Genomic DNA, 16,731 nt, shown 5'->3' with positions numbered 1-16,731 from the left:
AAGGAATTACTTTGCTAAACGGGCAGTCAGACGTGACTTATCACGGGCAGCCTTGTTAGCTTTGATCAAACCTTTAGACTTAGCTTTATCAACAGCGGCAACGGCTTCTTTATATAAGTCTTCAACGTTGTCAGCCCCTGTGGTTTTTGCATTTTCGAATTTCTTGATAGTACTGCGCATAGCACTAAGTTGTGCTGAATTACGTGTGTTAGCTTTTTCGTTAGTCTTGACACGCTTAATAGCTGATTTAATAATTGGCAAAAATCTTCACCTCCATGCTACATGATTCCCATACTGGTATCATAAAATTTTCAACATAGGCTATTATACAAGAGCTATTCTAACAATGCAATAAAAAAGTGAAAATGTGTCAAGGAAAATTCCTTGACTTTTGATAAAAAATTTAAAAAACAGGGCTTGAAACATAGTTAAGCTTACGGTACAATAGCTGTTGTGTTCTATGCACACTGACCTATTTCTCAGTATAACGTGGCTCACCAACGTTTTACCGGGATAGAGGCAGCAAACTACAGAAAGGTGGGAAAAACAATGGCTATCACAAAAGAAAAAAAGAATGAAATTATGGAGAAGTATGCTCGTCACGAGGGGGATACTGGTTCTACGGAAGTTCAAATTGCTGTTTTAACTGCAGATATTAATGAACTTAATGAACATATACGTACTCATAAGAAAGACTATGCTTCACAGCGTGGTTTGATGAGAAAAATTGGTCATCGTCGTAATTTATTAGCTTACTTGCGTAAAAACAAGGTTCAAAGTTATCGTGAACTTATTAAGAGTTTAGGATTGCGTCGTTAATAGATAGTGATGAAATGGTGCTTCGCTTGCGGAGCACCATTTTTTTATAGAGAAGAAGCAATTAGGTTAAAAATAAATGCTTTTTTTAATCGAAATGCAATTTTTTTGAACTGCTATTATCAAAAGAACCCAATGAAGTTACTAAATGTGGTATAATTATATTTCAATAAAGTGAGAAGAAGGTTTTCAATATGAACGGATATCGTGTCGCCGTTGTTGGCGCAACGGGTGCAGTTGGCACACGCATGATTGAGATGCTGGAACAGTCAAATCTGCCAATTGCTAGTGTGAAATATTTAGCATCAAAGCGCTCTGCGGGAAAAATTCTCAAGTTTAAAAAACAAGATATAACTGTTGAGGAATTGGTACCTGAATCGTTCGAAGAAACTGACTTGGCATTATTCTCAGCTGGCGGCGGAGTTTCTAAAAAATTTGCTCCGGAAGCTGTTAAAAGAGGAGCTGTTGTCGTCGATAATACAAGTGCTTTTAGAATGGATCCGGAAGTTCCGTTAGTCGTTCCTGAAGTTAACGAGAAGGCTCTGTATCGGCATAAAGGATTAATTGCAAATCCTAATTGTTCTACGATTCAGATGGTTGTCGCTCTTGAACCTCTTCGCAAAGCTTTTGGTTTAAAAAAAGTAATTGTCACAACACTGCAAGCAGTTTCAGGTGCAGGAAATCGTGCTATTCAAGAACTGCATGACGAGACAGAAGCAGTTTTGAAGGGGGAAAAGTACGAACCCGAGATTCTTCCGGTCGCTGGCGATAAGAAGCACTATCAGATTGCATTCAATCCCTTAGCGCAAATAGACGTATTTGAGGACGATGGATATACTCATGAAGAGTGGAAGATGATTCATGAAACAAAGAAAATAATGTCGAATGAGAACATTCAAGTAACAGCGACATGTGTACGTGTTCCTGTTGCTGTAGCACATTCCGAATCGGTTTGGTTTGAGTTAGAAAAAGAAGGTGCTACAGTTTCGAAACTACAAGAGATTCTAAAAAAGGCTCCGGGGGTTGTTTTAGAGGATGAGCCAGATAAACAGATATACCCTCAGGCAGTAAATGCAGCAGGTAAGAAGGATACTTTTGTCGGACGTGTGCGTCCTGATCAGGAACAGCCCAATGCTTTTCATTTGTATTGTGTTTCCGACAACCTGCTGAAAGGCGCTGCTTGGAATTCGGTTCAAATAGCCGAAAGACTGCATGCCTTGGATCTATTACGTGTACCAAAATAAAAGTGAGGGTTAAAAATGGATTGGAAAAAAGCTGAAGTTATGACGGCAATGGTCACACCCTTTGCGGAGGATGGCTCTGTTAGCAATTTGCGTCTGGAAGACTTGATTAATTATTTGTTAAAAAATGGGACTCAAGGAATTCTAGTTTCAGGAACAACTGGAGAAACCCCAACTTTAACAGAAAAAGAAAAACTAACGTTAATAGCTGAAACTGTTAGAATAGTGAAAAACAGGGTTCCTGTGATTGCGGGGACTGGTTCTAATTCCACTAGTGCTACAATTGAATTTACAAACAAAGTTGCAGAAATAGGTGGAGTTGATGCAGCGCTTGTTGTGGTACCTTATTATAACAAGCCTGATCAAGCAGGAATGATAGCACATTTTACTGCAGTTGCTGATAAGAGTCGACTACCAGTATTTATTTATAATATTCCTGGACGCACGGGTGTTACGATGGAAGTGGAAACAATAGCTGAACTTGCACAGCACCCTAATATTATCGGAATTAAGGATTGTACAGGAAATGTAAACTTAAGCCGGATCGTATCTGAGACACCAGATGACTTTTTGGTTTATACTGGAGAAGACGCTGACGCCTTGGCTGTGAAAACAGTTGGTGGACAGGGAGTTATATCTGTAGCGGCTCATTTATATGGAAATGAGTTGACTGAAATGTATAAGGCTGTTGAAGATGGTGATTACAAAAGGGCAGGAGATTTGATGCGTGACTTGACTCCTAAAATGGCTACTTGTTTTTCGGCACCTTCACCAAGTCCGGTAAAAGCAGCTTTGAACTATAAGGGAATTCAAGTTGGTGGATGTCGTTTGCCAATTCTGCCATTAAGTAAGAGCAGAACGGAAGAATTAGTGAAAAAACTAGGTATTTAAAAGAGAGGTGAAAGAATGAGTAAAATAAAAATCATTCCACTTGGCGGAGTACGTGAAAATGCAAAAAATATGTACGCTGTTGAAGTGAATGATGAAATTTATGTTTTAGATTGTGGGTTGAAATATCCTGAAAATGAATTATTAGGAATTGATATTGTTATTCCTGATTTTGGGTATTTACGTGAGAATGCAAATAAAATCGTCGGAGTGTTTTTAACACATGGACATGCTGATGCGATTGGTGCACTTCCTTATTTTCTCAGCGAATTTGATGTACCAGTCTTTGGAACTGAAATGACGATTGCTTTGGCAAAGATTAGTGTTCGAAATGATGCTAAGGTTGCTAAATTTGATGATTTCCATGTTATTAACGATCAAACGGAAATCGATTTTAATGATGCAACAGTTTCTGTTTTTAAAACTACCCATTCTATTCCAGAATCGATTGGGATTGTTATTAAAACGGATAAGGGAAGTATTGTTTATACAGGGGACTTCAAATTTGATCAAACTGCAACCAAGGGTTATCAAACTGACTTAGCACGCTTGGCTGAAATTGGGAGTCGTGGCGTTTTAGCATTGATGAGTGATTCCGCTAATGCTGAGAATCCAAAAGAAACAGTAAATGAAAGTAAGATATTTGAGTTTATCAGTGACAACTTTGAATATCGCAATGGACGTATTATTGTTGCATGTGTTGCGTCAAATATTTTACGAATTCAGCAAATATTTGATGCCGCAGCAAAAAATGACCGCAAAGTTGCTTTAACAGGTCACGATATTGAAGAGATCGTGGATACTGCGCTTGATTTAGGTAAATTACATCTTCCAGCAGAAGATTTATTAATTTCGATTAAAGATATTGATAAATATTCAGATGAAAAACTGGTTATTTTAGAAACGGGCCGTTCAGGCGAACCGTTAAAATCATTGCAAAAAATGGCTACAAAGAAGCACCATGAGGTTACATTGCACGAAGGCGATTTGGTGTTTATTACAACAACTCCATCGCATGCAATGGAGACTACAGTCGCAAAGACACGGGATATGATTTATCGTGCGGGGGCCGATGTTAAGGCAATTTCAGACGAACTTAATTCTTCAGGCCATGCTAGCCGTAATGATCTTCAATTAATGATGAATTTACTGAAACCGAGATATGTTATCCCAGTTCAAGGAGAATATCGACTATTAGCTGCTAATGCTGAATGGGCACGCGAGCTTGGAATCCCGAAAGATCATATTTTCATTACTTCAAAAGGTGATATTTTAGAATACGATCATGATAAACTATTACTTGCATCATCAGTAGAGGTTGGCAATACGCTGATCGATGGTAGTGGTGTCGGTGATATTGGGAATATTGTTTTACGCGATCGTAAGATTCTATCTGAGGATGGTGTTTTCATCGCTGTTGTAACAATTGACAGGCGCAAGAAAAAAATCGTTGAGACACCTAAAATTACTTCGCGTGGCTTTGTATATGTAAAAACAAGTCATGATCTAATGACAGAAAGTGCAGAACTTGTTTCAAAAGCAGTTCAGCAGAATCTTGATAACAAGGAGTTTGACTGGGGGCATTTAAAACAAGATGTTCGAGAACAGTTAAATCACTTTCTGTATGAACATACTAAAAGACATCCGGTTATCTTACCTGTAATTATGGAGATTAATCAGCATCGTCATTTCAACAAGAAGAAAAAGAAACCAGCTAGTGATGAAGGCTAATTTCTTTCTCTTTGACTGAATGCATAATGAAAATATTTTTGTTTATGAATAAAAGCATACTTTAGCTGTTCAAAAAAATATATTTAATTATTTTATTTGCTGAAGTAGGCAATATGTTTAAGGGTTAGGGCCGAAAAGGCCCCAACCCTTTTTGTTGAGGAGGGCTAATGTGGAAAATGACTACTCAATATTATTTAAACGAGGAGTTACTGCACTTAATAATAATGCATATGATGAAGCCTGTAAGATGCTGACGGAGTGCTATCTTATTAAAAAGAGTTTCCGTTGCAATTTCTTACTTGCTGCAGCATTGGCTAAAAACGGGGACTACAAAGAGGCTGGAGAACTAGCTGAAGAGTATCTTTCTGAATATATAAAAAATAATGATTATTTCAGAAAATACATCATAACAAATGCTAAAGCAGGACGTTTCGTTCATTTAAAGAAAGTTCTCATTTCAATTGATGCTTATTTAAGCAAGGAGGAACGAGAAAATTTCAGAAAATTAATTGATGAAGAAGAAAGAGAATATTTAACAGTAAATGCTAACACAATTAATAGTTTAAGAAAGCAAATCATGCACTGTGGACAAAATGAAGCGCTTGAGCAAAGAGAAATTTTTAAAAAAGTTTATTTTTTGCCTAGTAAAATATTCTTTCAAGTAGCTGAGTATCTTCTTAATGACCCGGATATTCATTCATTAATAAAGGCAAACATTATCGACGATTTTAGATTGTTGAAGGTAACGAAACAAGTTTCATTTTATTTTCTAGACCAAGAAAAACATAAGCTAGTGCCAGAAAAATTACATTCACTGGAAACTACAACTATTTATAATTATCTTAAAACAAAGCTTTTAGAGGATAAAAATCAGTTTTTGACAAGTGAAGGCTGGCATGAAGTAAGGTTAAAACTAATTTTACTTTATCCTTACGAGCAAAGAATTGTTCAACCAACAGAACTTTGGTTACATGCTCTTTTGATGGATGATCCTTCAATGCAATTTCCATCTCAAGTCAAAAAATGGTCTGCTCTTCTTGAGAATGAACTTTTAACGTGGGAAATAAGGTAATAGGCTACTTTTTGAAGACATTTTTTTTTTTTCAAACTTAAGTATTTACAAATGGTTCTTTCGTCTATATAATAGCTTAAGGATTCTTCTTTACGGGATAACTAAAATTTGGTATTTCCGTGCGGAAGTAGTATAATAAAATTTAAAGGATTATCAGCAATTGTTTTTGTTGCGGATTTTTCTTGCAAAAATACAGGAGGTTCGTATTAATGGCAAAAGAACATTATGAAAGAACAAAACCCCATGTAAATATTGGTACAATTGGCCATGTTGATCATGGGAAAACAACTTTAACAGCTGCTATTACAAAAGTTTTGGCAGCCAAAGGATTAGCAAAGGCTGAGGATTATGCTTCAATCGATGCTGCTCCAGAAGAACGTGAACGTGGTATCACAATTAACACTGCTCACGTTGAATATGAGACAGAAAAGCGTCATTATGCACATATTGATGCCCCAGGACATGCTGATTACGTTAAAAACATGATTACTGGTGCTGCTCAAATGGATGGTGCTATCCTGGTTGTTGCTGCAACTGATGGTCCTATGCCACAAACACGTGAACATATCTTGCTTGCTCGCCAGGTTGGTGTTGATTACATTGTTGTATTCTTAAACAAGTGCGACTTGGTTGATGATGAAGAATTATTAGACTTAGTTGAAATGGAAGTTCGTGAATTATTAAGCGAATATGATTTCCCTGGTGATGATATTCCAGTTATCCGTGGTTCTGCTTTGAAAGCTCTCGAAGGCGATGCAGATGCAGAAGCTAAGATCCAAGAATTGATGGATACAGTTGATGAATATATCCCAACACCAGAACGCCCAACTGACAAGCCATTCTTGATGCCTGTTGAAGATGTCTTCACAATTACAGGTCGTGGTACAGTTGCTTCTGGCCGTATCGATCGTGGTACAGTTAAAGTTGGTGACGAAGTTGAAATCGTTGGTTTGAGAGACGATGTCTTGAAGACAACTATTACTGGTTTGGAAATGTTCCGTAAGACACTTGATCTTGGTGAAGCTGGGGATAACGTTGGTGCGTTGTTACGTGGTGTTAACCGTGAACAAGTTGAACGTGGACAAGTTCTTGCTGCACCTGGTTCAATTCAAACACATAAGAAGTTCAAGGGTGAAGTTTATATCTTGACTAAAGAAGAAGGTGGACGTCATACTCCATTCTTCTCAAACTATCGTCCTCAATTCTACTTCCATACAACTGATGTTACTGGTGTTATCGAATTGCCAGAAGGCGTAGAAATGGTTATGCCTGGCGATAACGTAACATTCACAGTTGAATTGATTGCTCCAGTTGCTATTGAAAAAGGTCTTAAATTCACTGTTCGTGAAGGCGGCCGTACCGTTGGTGCTGGTGTTGTTTCAGAAATTGATGATTAATTTTTCCATTAAAAGTTCGGGATTCTCCGAACTTTTTTTGTGTCCATGATTCTAATAATTTCCATAAAGACATACTCGTCCTTGCGGCGGGTGTATTTTTTTGTTATTTTTAAGATGCGTGGTTGAAGGAGTGTATAAGATAGTTTTCAAAAAACTATTTTTCTACTTTAGATTGGAAAAGTAGTGTTGTCGAATTAAGCAAAGTAGTATTTACAAAGCAGCATATTGTGTAAGAAACAGATAAATGTTTCGTATAAGTTATAAATGAGCGAAACAGATGCTTAGGGAGTGAGGGCCAGAGGGCTGTATGTATTTCTCAAATTTAAAGGGTTTTTTGTTTTTTTAGCAAGAATTATTTACAATTTGCTTCAACTACGGTAAACTAGCTTAGTATGCAATTAGTAAATAAATTGTACAAATTTTTTCGCTCGGAGGGAAAATAATGTCTACAAAATGGGAAAAACAAGGTGCAAACACTGGAAAGTTAACCTTTGAAATTACACCTGATAAAATAAAAGAAGGCTTAGATGCCGCTTTTAAACGTGTTAAGAAAAATCTAAATGTTCCAGGATTCAGAAAGGGTAAAGTTCCTCGCCAAATTTTCAATAGAATGTATGGCGAAGAATCGCTTTACCAAGATGCTTTAAATATTTTGTTGCCTGATGCATATTCAGCAGCTGTACAAGAAGCAGAAATTAAACCAGTTGATCAACCTAAAGTTGATGTTGAGAGCTTGGAAAAAGATAAAAATTGGGTTTTAACTGCTGAAGTAACGGTTGAACCTGAAGTTGAGCTCGGAGAATATAAAGGTTTAGAAGTCACACCTCATCCTACACGTGTTCTTGTAGCTGATATTGAAGCTGAACTTGAAAAGAAACGTCAAGAACAAGCTGAATTAGTTTTAAAGGAAGATGAACCAGCTAAGAAGGGTGACACGGTTATTATTGATTTTGAAGGTAAAATTGATGATAAACCATTCGAAGGTGGGAAAGCTGAGAACCATTCACTCGAATTAGGTTCAAACTCATTTATTCCTGGTTTTGAAGATCAGTTGATTGATCACAAAGCAGGAGATAAGGTAGCTGTTAAGGTTACTTTCCCCGACGATTACCAAGCTGAGGATTTGAGAGGCAAAGAGGCAATCTTTGATGTCACAATTCATGAAGTTAAAGAAAAACAACTCCCAGAATTGGACGATGACTTCGCTAAAGATGTTGATGAAGAAGTTGACACACTTGAAGAGTTAAAAGCAAAAATCAAGGATGAACTCAAGGAGAAAAAAGTTGCAGATGCAAAGGCTGCAATCCAAGATGAAGCAATTGACCAAGCTGTCGAGAATGCCAAGATTGACGAAATTCCTGATGCAATGCTTGAAGATGATATTCATCGTCAAATGGATCAATACTTGGCAGGAATGCAACAACAAGGTATCAATGCAGAAACTTACTATAAGCTGACAGGAACAACAGAAGCAGATTTGCATAAACAATTTGAAAAAGATGCTGAAAAACGTGTTAAAACAAATTTGGTGCTTGAAGCAATTGTTGCGACTGAGGACGTAAATGTGAGTGATGATGACATCAACGCAGAAATTAAAAAGTTAGCTGAGCAGTATAATATGGAAGAAGACGCTGTTCGTTCAGCTTTGAGTAATGACATGTTGAAGCATGATATTGCTATCCGCAAAGTTGTTGATGAAATAGCTGACTCTGCAAAGCAGACTCGTGAAAAGAAGACAACGGAAAACGGGAACAAATAAATAGTTAATCAGGTTTATATTTGATATCTAATCACGTTGGACTTTTTACAGCCAACGTGATTCTTTGTTTCTTGGCTTTTCTTTATTTGTTAAGCGATTGTATTATAAAACTAACTGTTAGCGTTTAGAATATTAGTTTGTTAGAATGTAAGAATAAAGATGGTATTAAGGGGGATAAAGATGTTTGAAAATACGGATAAAAATGGACCGGTTGTCTGCTCGTTTTGTGGTAAATCTCAAGATCAAGTAAAGAAAATTGTTGCAGGCCCTGGAGTATATATCTGTAATGAGTGTATTGATTTGTGCAAAGAAATAATTGATGAGGAATTTAGAGAACAAGCGTCTGAAGAACTCTTAAGTGTACCTAAGCCACGAGAAATTGTTGATATTTTGAATCAATATGTGATCGGCCAAGAGCAAGCAAAGAAAACATTGGCAGTTGCTGTATATAATCACTACAAACGTGTCAATGCTGCCTTAGACAAAAGTGATGATGATACAGAACTGCAGAAAAGTAATATTTGTTTAGTTGGACCAACTGGTTCAGGGAAAACGTTTCTGGCTCAAAGCCTGGCTAAGATTTTACGTGTCCCGTTTGCAATTGCAGATGCAACTACTCTGACAGAAGCAGGATATGTTGGGGAAGATGTTGAGAACATACTACTGAAGTTATTGCAAAATGCTGATTTTGATGTTGACCGTGCTGAACGTGGCATTATCTATATTGATGAAATTGATAAGATAGCAAAGAAAAGCGAAAATGTTTCAATAACGCGTGATGTCTCGGGTGAAGGTGTCCAACAAGCACTTTTAAAAATTTTGGAAGGGACAGTTGCAAGTGTTCCGCCTCAGGGAGGACGAAAACATCCGCAACAGGAACTTATTCAAATTGACACAACGAATATTTTGTTTATCGTTGGAGGGGCCTTTGATGGGATTGAAACAATGGTCAAAAACCGTTTGGGTGATAAGGCAATTGGATTTGGTGTAGATACTAAGCAATCCTATGATGAGAGCAAGAGTTTAATGCAGCAGATTATTCCTGAGGATCTATTGAAATTTGGTTTGATTCCTGAATTCATAGGACGGCTTCCAATTTTAACGGCGCTTGAAAAACTAGATGAAGATGACTTGGTACGCATTTTAACAGAGCCTAAAAATGCTCTGGTTAAACAGTATTCCAAACTTTTAGAATTGGATGACGTTGGCTTGAATTTCGAACCAAGTGCCTTGAAAGAAGTTGCGCGTCTTGCGATTGAACGCAATACAGGAGCACGTGGGCTGCGTTCAATTATTGAAAACACAATGCGTGATGTTATGTACGAAATTCCTAGTCGTGATGATATCAAGAAAGTGGTTGTGGACAAAAGCAGTGTTGATGGTAATCGCTTGCCAAAATTAGTTGTAGATGACAAGAAGGCTTCCTAAGCACAGTTACTGCAGAGCCAAGAATATGAAGTTCTTGGCTTTTTGCTTGAGTTAAATGACTAATGAGTTTTTGGCTTTATCACGATAATTTGCTAATCCAGCTTTAATTTTAGTCTTGTTTTTGGTAACATTAGGAAGTAAATGAATAATGTAGGAGGTTTGATCATGGATAAGCCGCAAATTGGTGTGATCGGAATGGCTGTTATGGGTAAGAATCTTGCTCTTAATATTGAAAGCCGCGGTTACACTGTTGCTTTATATAACAGAACAGGTTCAAAAACAGAAAAGGTAGTCGCTGACCATCCTGATAAGCATTTAGTTCCCAGTTATTCGATCAAGGATTTTGTAAATTCTCTGGAAACTCCTCGTCGAATAATTATAATGGTTAAAGCTGGTGCACCGACTGATGGAATGATCAAGCAATTACTTCCTCATTTAACAAAGGGAGATGTCCTTATTGATGGGGGCAATACCTTCTTTGAGGATACAGTTCGCCGCAATGCGGAACTTGACCAATCTGGAATTAACTTTATTGGTATGGGTGTTTCTGGTGGTGAAAAAGGTGCTCTTGAAGGTCCTTCATTGATGCCGGGCGGTCAAAAAGCTGCATATGATTTAGTTGCACCAATTCTAGAAAAGATCTCAGCTAAGGCTGAAGACGGCACACCTTGTGTGACTTACATCGGACCAGATGGTGCGGGACATTACGTCAAGATGGTCCACAACGGAATTGAATATGGGGACATGGAATTAATTTCAGAAAGTTACAATTTATTACGCAACGTTTTGAAATTAAATGTTGAAGAGATTGCAGACATCTTTAAAGAGTGGAATAAAAGCGAGCTGGACAGTTATTTGATGTCCATAACTGCTGATATCCTTACACGTAAAGATGATGAAGGAACGGACAGACCAATCGTTGATGTCATTCTTGACCGTGCGGGCAACAAGGGAACTGGAAAATGGAGTTCACAAAGTGCTCTTGAATTAGGTGTACCGCAGTCGTTGATTACTGAGTCTGTATATGCACGCTATATTTCAGCTTTAAAGGATGAACGTGTGGCGGCCAACAAGGTACTCGGCGGTCCAAAATTAAGCGAATTGAACATCGATAAAAAAGAATTTGTTGAAAAAATAAGACAAGCTTTGTACTTCAGTAAGATAATGAGTTATGCACAAGGATTTGAACAGCTTCGGGTCGCTTCTGAACATTATGACTGGAACCTTAAGTACGGGGATTTGGCTATGATTTGGCGTGAAGGTTGCATTATCAGAGCACAGTTTTTGCAGAAAATTACTGATGCATTTAATAAAGACAAAGCATTAAGTAATTTGATGTTGGATCCATACTTCAAAGATATTACTGACAAATATCAAGCTGCTGTTCGAGATGTTGCTGCTCTTGCGATTAAAGCTGGAGTTGCTGTACCTGGATTCACTGCGGCAATCACTTACTTTGATCAATATCGTTCTGAAGTTTTACCAGCAAATATAATTCAGGCTCAACGAGATTATTTTGGGGCACATACTTATGAACGCACTGATAAAGAGGGTACGTACCATTATGAGTGGTATCACGAAGAGTAATAAACAAGATTTATTACTTAGAGCGCCTATTTAAACGAAAGAGCAATGAATCAAAAGGATTCATTGTTTTTTTTAAGGTTTAGATTAGGGTGAAATATCTAAAAAAATTTTTTTATTAAGATAACGAATAATTTTACTTTTTATGTTAAATTAAGCTTAGATAATATTTAATTAATGTTAATAGGTGATTAGACTAGAATAAATAGAAAGTCATAGGAGTGTACAAAATGAGTCGAATTTTAATTATTGAAGATGAAAAGAACCTAGCTCGATTTGTTGAGCTTGAATTACAACATGAAGGATACGAAACCCAGGTCCACTACAATGGCCGTACTGGCCTTGAGGCTGCTTTGGAGCAGGATTGGGATGCAATACTGTTAGACCTAATGCTGCCGGTTCTGAACGGACTAGAGGTATGCCGCCGTGTTCGTCAGACAAAAAATACGCCGATTATTATGATGACAGCACGTGATTCAGTTATTGATCGAGTATCTGGACTAGATCATGGAGCGGATGATTATATTGTTAAGCCGTTTGCAATTGAGGAATTACTAGCACGTTTACGAGCGCTTTTGAGAAGAATTGACATTGAAAGTGAACAAAATGCTTCTAAGCAGACTAAGGTTACTTATCGTGATCTAACAATTGAAAAAGAAAACAGAGTTGTTCGTCGCGGAGATGAAATAATTGAGCTGACTAAACGTGAGTACGAATTATTACTTGCTTTGATGGAAAATGTAAATGTTGTTTTGGCACGTGATGTTCTTTTGAAGAAGGTCTGGGGTTACGAATCACAAATCGAAACAAATGTTGTTGATGTATATATTAGATATTTACGTAACAAAATTGACAGGCCTGACGAAGAAAGTTACATTCAGACAGTACGCGGAACCGGGTATGTGATGCGTTCGTGATGAAAAACAAGGTGAAAAAAGCGCAGAATAGAAAACACACATACAGGTTTTCGTTAAGAATGAAGTGGTCGATTGGAACTGGAATCGGTGTTTTGTTAATTTTTGCTGTTTTTGCGACCTTGTTGTATCAAAGCTTTTCGAATATTCTATTGAGACAAGAAAAACAATATGTGACAGATGCAATTAGTGTTGTATCTGGGCGTTTAAGCCGCAAAGATGGGGAATTGACAAAGGACAAAGTAAAGCCACTTCTGAGCTCGAATTTCAATTCAGTTGAAGATAGGGAAGAGAATTCATCCAGTTTATATTCGGATTCACTTTTCGTTACGCTCTCCCGCAAAAACATTGGTGTCAGTGTGTATGATTTGAGTGGGAAAAAGCTTTTTGCTTCACGCGGGGTGCCGATTAAGTTTTCACGCACAGGTTCAGCCGAGAAAATTCAAAAAGTTGGTGAAACAAATATTTTTGTTCGACGAAGTGCAATATATTCTAAGAAGGAGCACAAGCTTCGGGGATATATACAAGTTACCAATCGCTTAGTCGAATACGATGCTGCGCGTAATAAATTACTTTTGATTTTTCTTGTGTTTGGTTTGACGGCAGTGCTAGCTAGTTCGTTATTAGGCTATGTTTTATCGTTATGGCTATTGCGACCGATTGATGATATCAATAAGACAATTGACAAGATTAATGAGGCAGAAGATGGTGATCCGGTAGCTAATATCCGAGTTCCAGCGTTACGATATAATGATGAGCTTTCGAACTTGGGCAATTTGTTCAATAATATGCTTGATCAAATGCAACGCTATATTGAGCAACAGCAGCAGTTCGTAGAGGATGTTTCACATGAGTTACGCACTCCAGTTGCGATAATACAAGGGCATCTTGAATTGCTAAATCGTTGGGGGAAAAATGATCCAGAGGTACTAGCTGAATCAATTTCTGCTTCATTGCAGGAAATAAATAGGATGAAAAGTCTAGTTCAGGAAATGCTTGACCTCTCACGTGCTGAACAGGTTGAAATTCATTTTGGCAAAGAAATTACAGATGCGCGTGAAGTAGTACTACAGGTCTTCAATAATTTTAAGATGATTAAACCAAATTTTGTTTTTGTTCTTGATGATGATTTGAATGGGTCTACGGCAGTTCAAATGTATCGTAATCATTTAGAACAGGTTTTAATTATTCTGTTAGATAATGCTGTCAAGTATTCAACGAAACGCAAAGAAATTCATTTATCTGTTGCCAAAAATGCACGGTATGTTGATATTGCTGTTCAAGATTTTGGTGAAGGTATCTCACAAAGTAATATCAAGCGTGTTTTTAACCGCTTTTATCGTGTTGATAAGGCACGAAGCCGTGATAAGGGTGGAAATGGGTTAGGTCTGTCTATTGCTCAAAGATTGATCGAAGGTTACCGTGGGAAGCTTACGGTTGAAAGCGTCCTAGGTCAAGGCTCGGTCTTTCGGATTTCATTGCCAATAGTTCAAAAACACAATGATAAGTCAACTAGAGAAAATGAAAACAAAGAAGTTGAAAAACATACAGACTAAAAAAATAGCGATATATTCGAGGTTAACGAATATATCGCTATTTTTTTTAAAGAGTCTCCAATTTGCAAACCGTGTGTCAATAATTTTCAGACTAGCGTCGTTTTTGCTTGCCTGCATTTCTTTTCCGATTGGTACTTTGAGTATCACTTTGAGTATTTTTTTGTACTGTACTTTTAGAAGACTTTTTCTGAACCGGAGGAGCGCTTGGTGTAATAATTTTTTTCGGTTGGTTTTTCTTCATTTGTGCCTGTATTTCAGCACGTATTTTTGGCCTCATCAGGTTGATAAGCAAAGTTTGGATGCAGGCAAAGATCCCTCCAATGAAAAAGTAAAGTCCTAAACCAGCAGGTGAAATAATCGTCATAAAAGTAATCATGATCGGACTGATAAGCATCATTGACTGCATCTGTTTCTTCTGCTCTTTAGGTATACCGATAGTTGAAAGGTAGCCCTGAAGTGCGTAAACTACAAATGAAAGAGCTGTAAAGACGAAGCTTGTTTTTCCTAGATTGATGCCCATAAAGTAGGAACGCGACAGCTCTGGAGAATATTGAATAGCTGCGTACAAAGCTGCGAAGATCGGCATTTGAATCAGTATAGGAAGACAACCAATACCACCAGTCATGGAAATACCATTGTCACGGTAAATCTGCATCATTTCCTGACTAACAGCAGCCTTTTCTTCTTGTGTTTTTGCTTCTTTTTGGCGTTTTTGAATGTCCGCCATTTGTGGTTTAACTGAAGCCATTTTTTCCTGTTGAATTGTTGCATTTTTTGATTGTTTGAGCATGACAGGAAGTAGTGCCATTCTTACAATAAAGGTGATGACAATAATGGCCCATCCATAACTGCCTCCAAGATGACTTGATAGCCAAACAAGTAGATGCTGTCCTGGTATTGCTAAATGGTCGTAAATCAACCCATAAGGTTTGCCGCTCTTTGTCCTTTGAACACAGCCGCTAAGTAGTAAACTGATCGTTAGAAAAGCTGGAATCAAAGTTAAATGTTTTAATTTTTTCATCATTCATACCCTTTCAAATAAACTACGATTATAACTATACTGTATTAGACCTCCTTTTTCAATCAACACACGGAAATGAGAAGCAGAAGAGTCCTTTTTAATTAAAAAGAGTAGTTTAAAAGTGGTATTGGGATAGAGACCGTTAGTATTAGTAGGTAATTTGAAAATCTGAATACTCAATTGGTGGTATCTTAGTGACAATTAATTTTTCCACTTTTCCACTTGGTGTAGGTGAAACCTTGATTTTTTCGATGAAAGTTTCTAATTCAGAGAGTTCACCCTGTGCTTCGACATAGACAGAGCCATCGGAGTTATTGCGTACAATACCTGTAATTCCAAGATGGTCTGCAACTAATTTGGTACAGTATCTGAAACCAACTCCCTGCACACGTCCAAAAATGGTTAACTTGACTGCTTGCATAGTAATTTCCCTCCCAACTTGTGATTTATAGAATCTTATTATATATTCAGTATAAACGAAGAGACGAACAATATGCTATACTTATAACTTCATTTAAAGATGTGAAAGAGGAAGATAATGAAAGTAATCCAATCAGCACAAAACAAACAGATTAAAGAATGGAAAAAACTAGCTACCAAAAAAGGAAGACAAAAACAAAAAGCCTACCTTTTAGACGGTTGGCATTTAGTAAAAGAAGCTTTTATTTCAGATATCAACATAAGCTTTCTACTTGTGACAGAAAATTTTAAATATCTTGACGAAATTGAAACCATGAATAAAGATACACACGAAACTATCATTATTTCAGAAGAAGTTGCTAATCATTTAAGTGAGACCCCCAGCCCACAAGGGGTTTTCGCGGTTGTTTCCTTAGAAGATACCCAGGATGAAAATATTGTTCTTCAAGGAGCATGGCTGATGTTGGATGCAGTTCAGGATCCTGGAAATATTGGAACAATGGTAAGAACAGCAGATGCAGCTGGGTTTTCAGGTGTAATATTTGGAGATGGGACAGCAGATGTTTATCAGCCCAAAGTTGTTAGAGCAATGCAGGGAAGCCAGTTTCATATCAAGGTGATTACAGGCTCATTGGGCAGCTGGATCCAGAAGATGCACACACAGCACATGCCGGTTTTCGGAACCGAGTTAAATCCAGATGCAAAACCGTATGATACAATCGAAAAACAGCACGATTTCGCTGTCATTATGGGAAATGAAGGGAATGGGATGCACAAAGAGTTTTTGCAAAACACGACATGTAATCTCTATATTCCTATAATGGGTCATGCCGAATCATTGAACGTTGCTGTTGCTGCTGGAATACTAATGTTTCAACTTAAAGCTTAAACTTTAAGTTTATCT

The 16,731-nt window shown here is 37.5% G+C and carries 15 protein-coding genes; 12 read left to right on the top strand and 3 right to left on the bottom strand.

Features of this window, described 5'->3' with window-relative positions:
- Nucleotides 1–6: 6 nt before the first annotated feature.
- Nucleotides 7–261, bottom strand: coding sequence for a 30S ribosomal protein S20 (rpsT, locus tag FC19_RS04550; protein ID WP_057875804.1), 255 nt, complete (start codon nt 259–261; stop codon nt 7–9).
- Between the two features lie 288 nt (nt 262–549).
- Here rpsT and rpsO point away from each other — a divergent pair, with 288 nt between their 5' ends.
- From rpsO to FC19_RS04495, 11 genes are all read left to right on the top strand, one after another.
- Entirely contained in the window at nt 550–819 is a 270-nt protein-coding gene (rpsO, locus tag FC19_RS04545) for a 30S ribosomal protein S15 (protein WP_057875803.1), read from the top strand.
- Nucleotides 820–1,010: 191 nt separating this feature from the next.
- Nucleotides 1,011–2,060, top strand: coding sequence for an aspartate-semialdehyde dehydrogenase (locus FC19_RS04540; RefSeq protein WP_057875802.1), 1,050 nt, complete (start codon nt 1,011–1,013; stop codon nt 2,058–2,060).
- A gap of 15 nt (nt 2,061–2,075) precedes the next feature.
- The gene (dapA, locus tag FC19_RS04535; RefSeq protein ID WP_057875801.1) at nt 2,076–2,948 is read left to right on the top strand and encodes a 4-hydroxy-tetrahydrodipicolinate synthase; all 873 of its coding nucleotides are present in this window, start codon (nt 2,076–2,078) and stop codon (nt 2,946–2,948) included.
- Nucleotides 2,949–2,963: 15 nt separating this feature from the next.
- Nucleotides 2,964–4,676: a ribonuclease J gene (locus FC19_RS04530; protein WP_057875800.1), complete on the top strand. Its 1,713-nt coding sequence runs from the start codon at nt 2,964–2,966 to the stop codon at nt 4,674–4,676.
- 169 nt (nt 4,677–4,845) lie between these two features.
- Nucleotides 4,846–5,748 carry a hypothetical protein gene (locus FC19_RS04525; RefSeq protein WP_057875799.1) on the top strand — a complete coding sequence of 301 codons (903 nt, stop codon included), beginning with the start codon at nt 4,846–4,848 and terminating at the stop codon, nt 5,746–5,748.
- A 209-nt stretch (nt 5,749–5,957) separates the two neighbouring features.
- Complete coding sequence (tuf, locus tag FC19_RS04520; protein WP_057875798.1) at nt 5,958–7,145, top strand: elongation factor Tu; 1,188 nt, start codon at nt 5,958–5,960, stop codon at nt 7,143–7,145.
- A gap of 442 nt (nt 7,146–7,587) precedes the next feature.
- A complete protein-coding gene (gene tig, locus FC19_RS04515) occupies nt 7,588–8,904 on the top strand; it encodes a trigger factor (protein ID WP_057875797.1) in 1,317 nt (438 codons plus the stop codon).
- A 180-nt stretch (nt 8,905–9,084) separates the two neighbouring features.
- Complete coding sequence (gene clpX / locus FC19_RS04510) at nt 9,085–10,332, top strand: ATP-dependent Clp protease ATP-binding subunit ClpX (protein WP_057875796.1); 1,248 nt, start codon at nt 9,085–9,087, stop codon at nt 10,330–10,332.
- A 165-nt stretch (nt 10,333–10,497) separates the two neighbouring features.
- On the top strand, nt 10,498–11,919 hold the full coding sequence (gene gndA, locus FC19_RS04505; RefSeq protein WP_057875795.1) for an NADP-dependent phosphogluconate dehydrogenase: 1,422 nt from the start codon (nt 10,498–10,500) through the stop codon (nt 11,917–11,919).
- Nucleotides 11,920–12,146: 227 nt separating this feature from the next.
- Nucleotides 12,147–12,833: a response regulator transcription factor gene (locus FC19_RS04500; RefSeq protein WP_034986724.1), complete on the top strand. Its 687-nt coding sequence runs from the start codon at nt 12,147–12,149 to the stop codon at nt 12,831–12,833.
- Nucleotides 12,834–12,844: 11 nt separating this feature from the next.
- Nucleotides 12,845–14,386 carry a HAMP domain-containing sensor histidine kinase gene (locus tag FC19_RS04495; protein WP_420805489.1) on the top strand — a complete coding sequence of 514 codons (1,542 nt, stop codon included), beginning with the start codon at nt 12,845–12,847 and terminating at the stop codon, nt 14,384–14,386.
- A gap of 91 nt (nt 14,387–14,477) precedes the next feature.
- On the opposite strand, the gene yidC is transcribed toward FC19_RS04495, so the two are convergent.
- Complete coding sequence (gene yidC / locus FC19_RS04490) at nt 14,478–15,407, bottom strand: membrane protein insertase YidC (protein WP_057875793.1); 930 nt, start codon at nt 15,405–15,407, stop codon at nt 14,478–14,480.
- Nucleotides 15,408–15,555: 148 nt separating this feature from the next.
- Entirely contained in the window at nt 15,556–15,828 is a 273-nt protein-coding gene (locus FC19_RS04485) for an acylphosphatase (protein WP_057875792.1), read from the bottom strand.
- A 117-nt stretch (nt 15,829–15,945) separates the two neighbouring features.
- Here FC19_RS04485 and FC19_RS04480 point away from each other — a divergent pair, with 117 nt between their 5' ends.
- A complete protein-coding gene (locus FC19_RS04480) occupies nt 15,946–16,716 on the top strand; it encodes a TrmH family RNA methyltransferase (protein ID WP_057875791.1) in 771 nt (256 codons plus the stop codon).
- The last annotated feature ends 15 nt before the right edge of the window (nt 16,717–16,731 follow it).

The organism is Liquorilactobacillus aquaticus DSM 21051 (assembly GCF_001436755.1).
Lineage (GTDB): Bacteria > Bacillota > Bacilli > Lactobacillales > Lactobacillaceae > Liquorilactobacillus > Liquorilactobacillus aquaticus.
The sequence above is the reverse complement of the archived record's forward strand: the minus strand, read 5'-3'. Positions and strand labels throughout refer to the sequence as shown.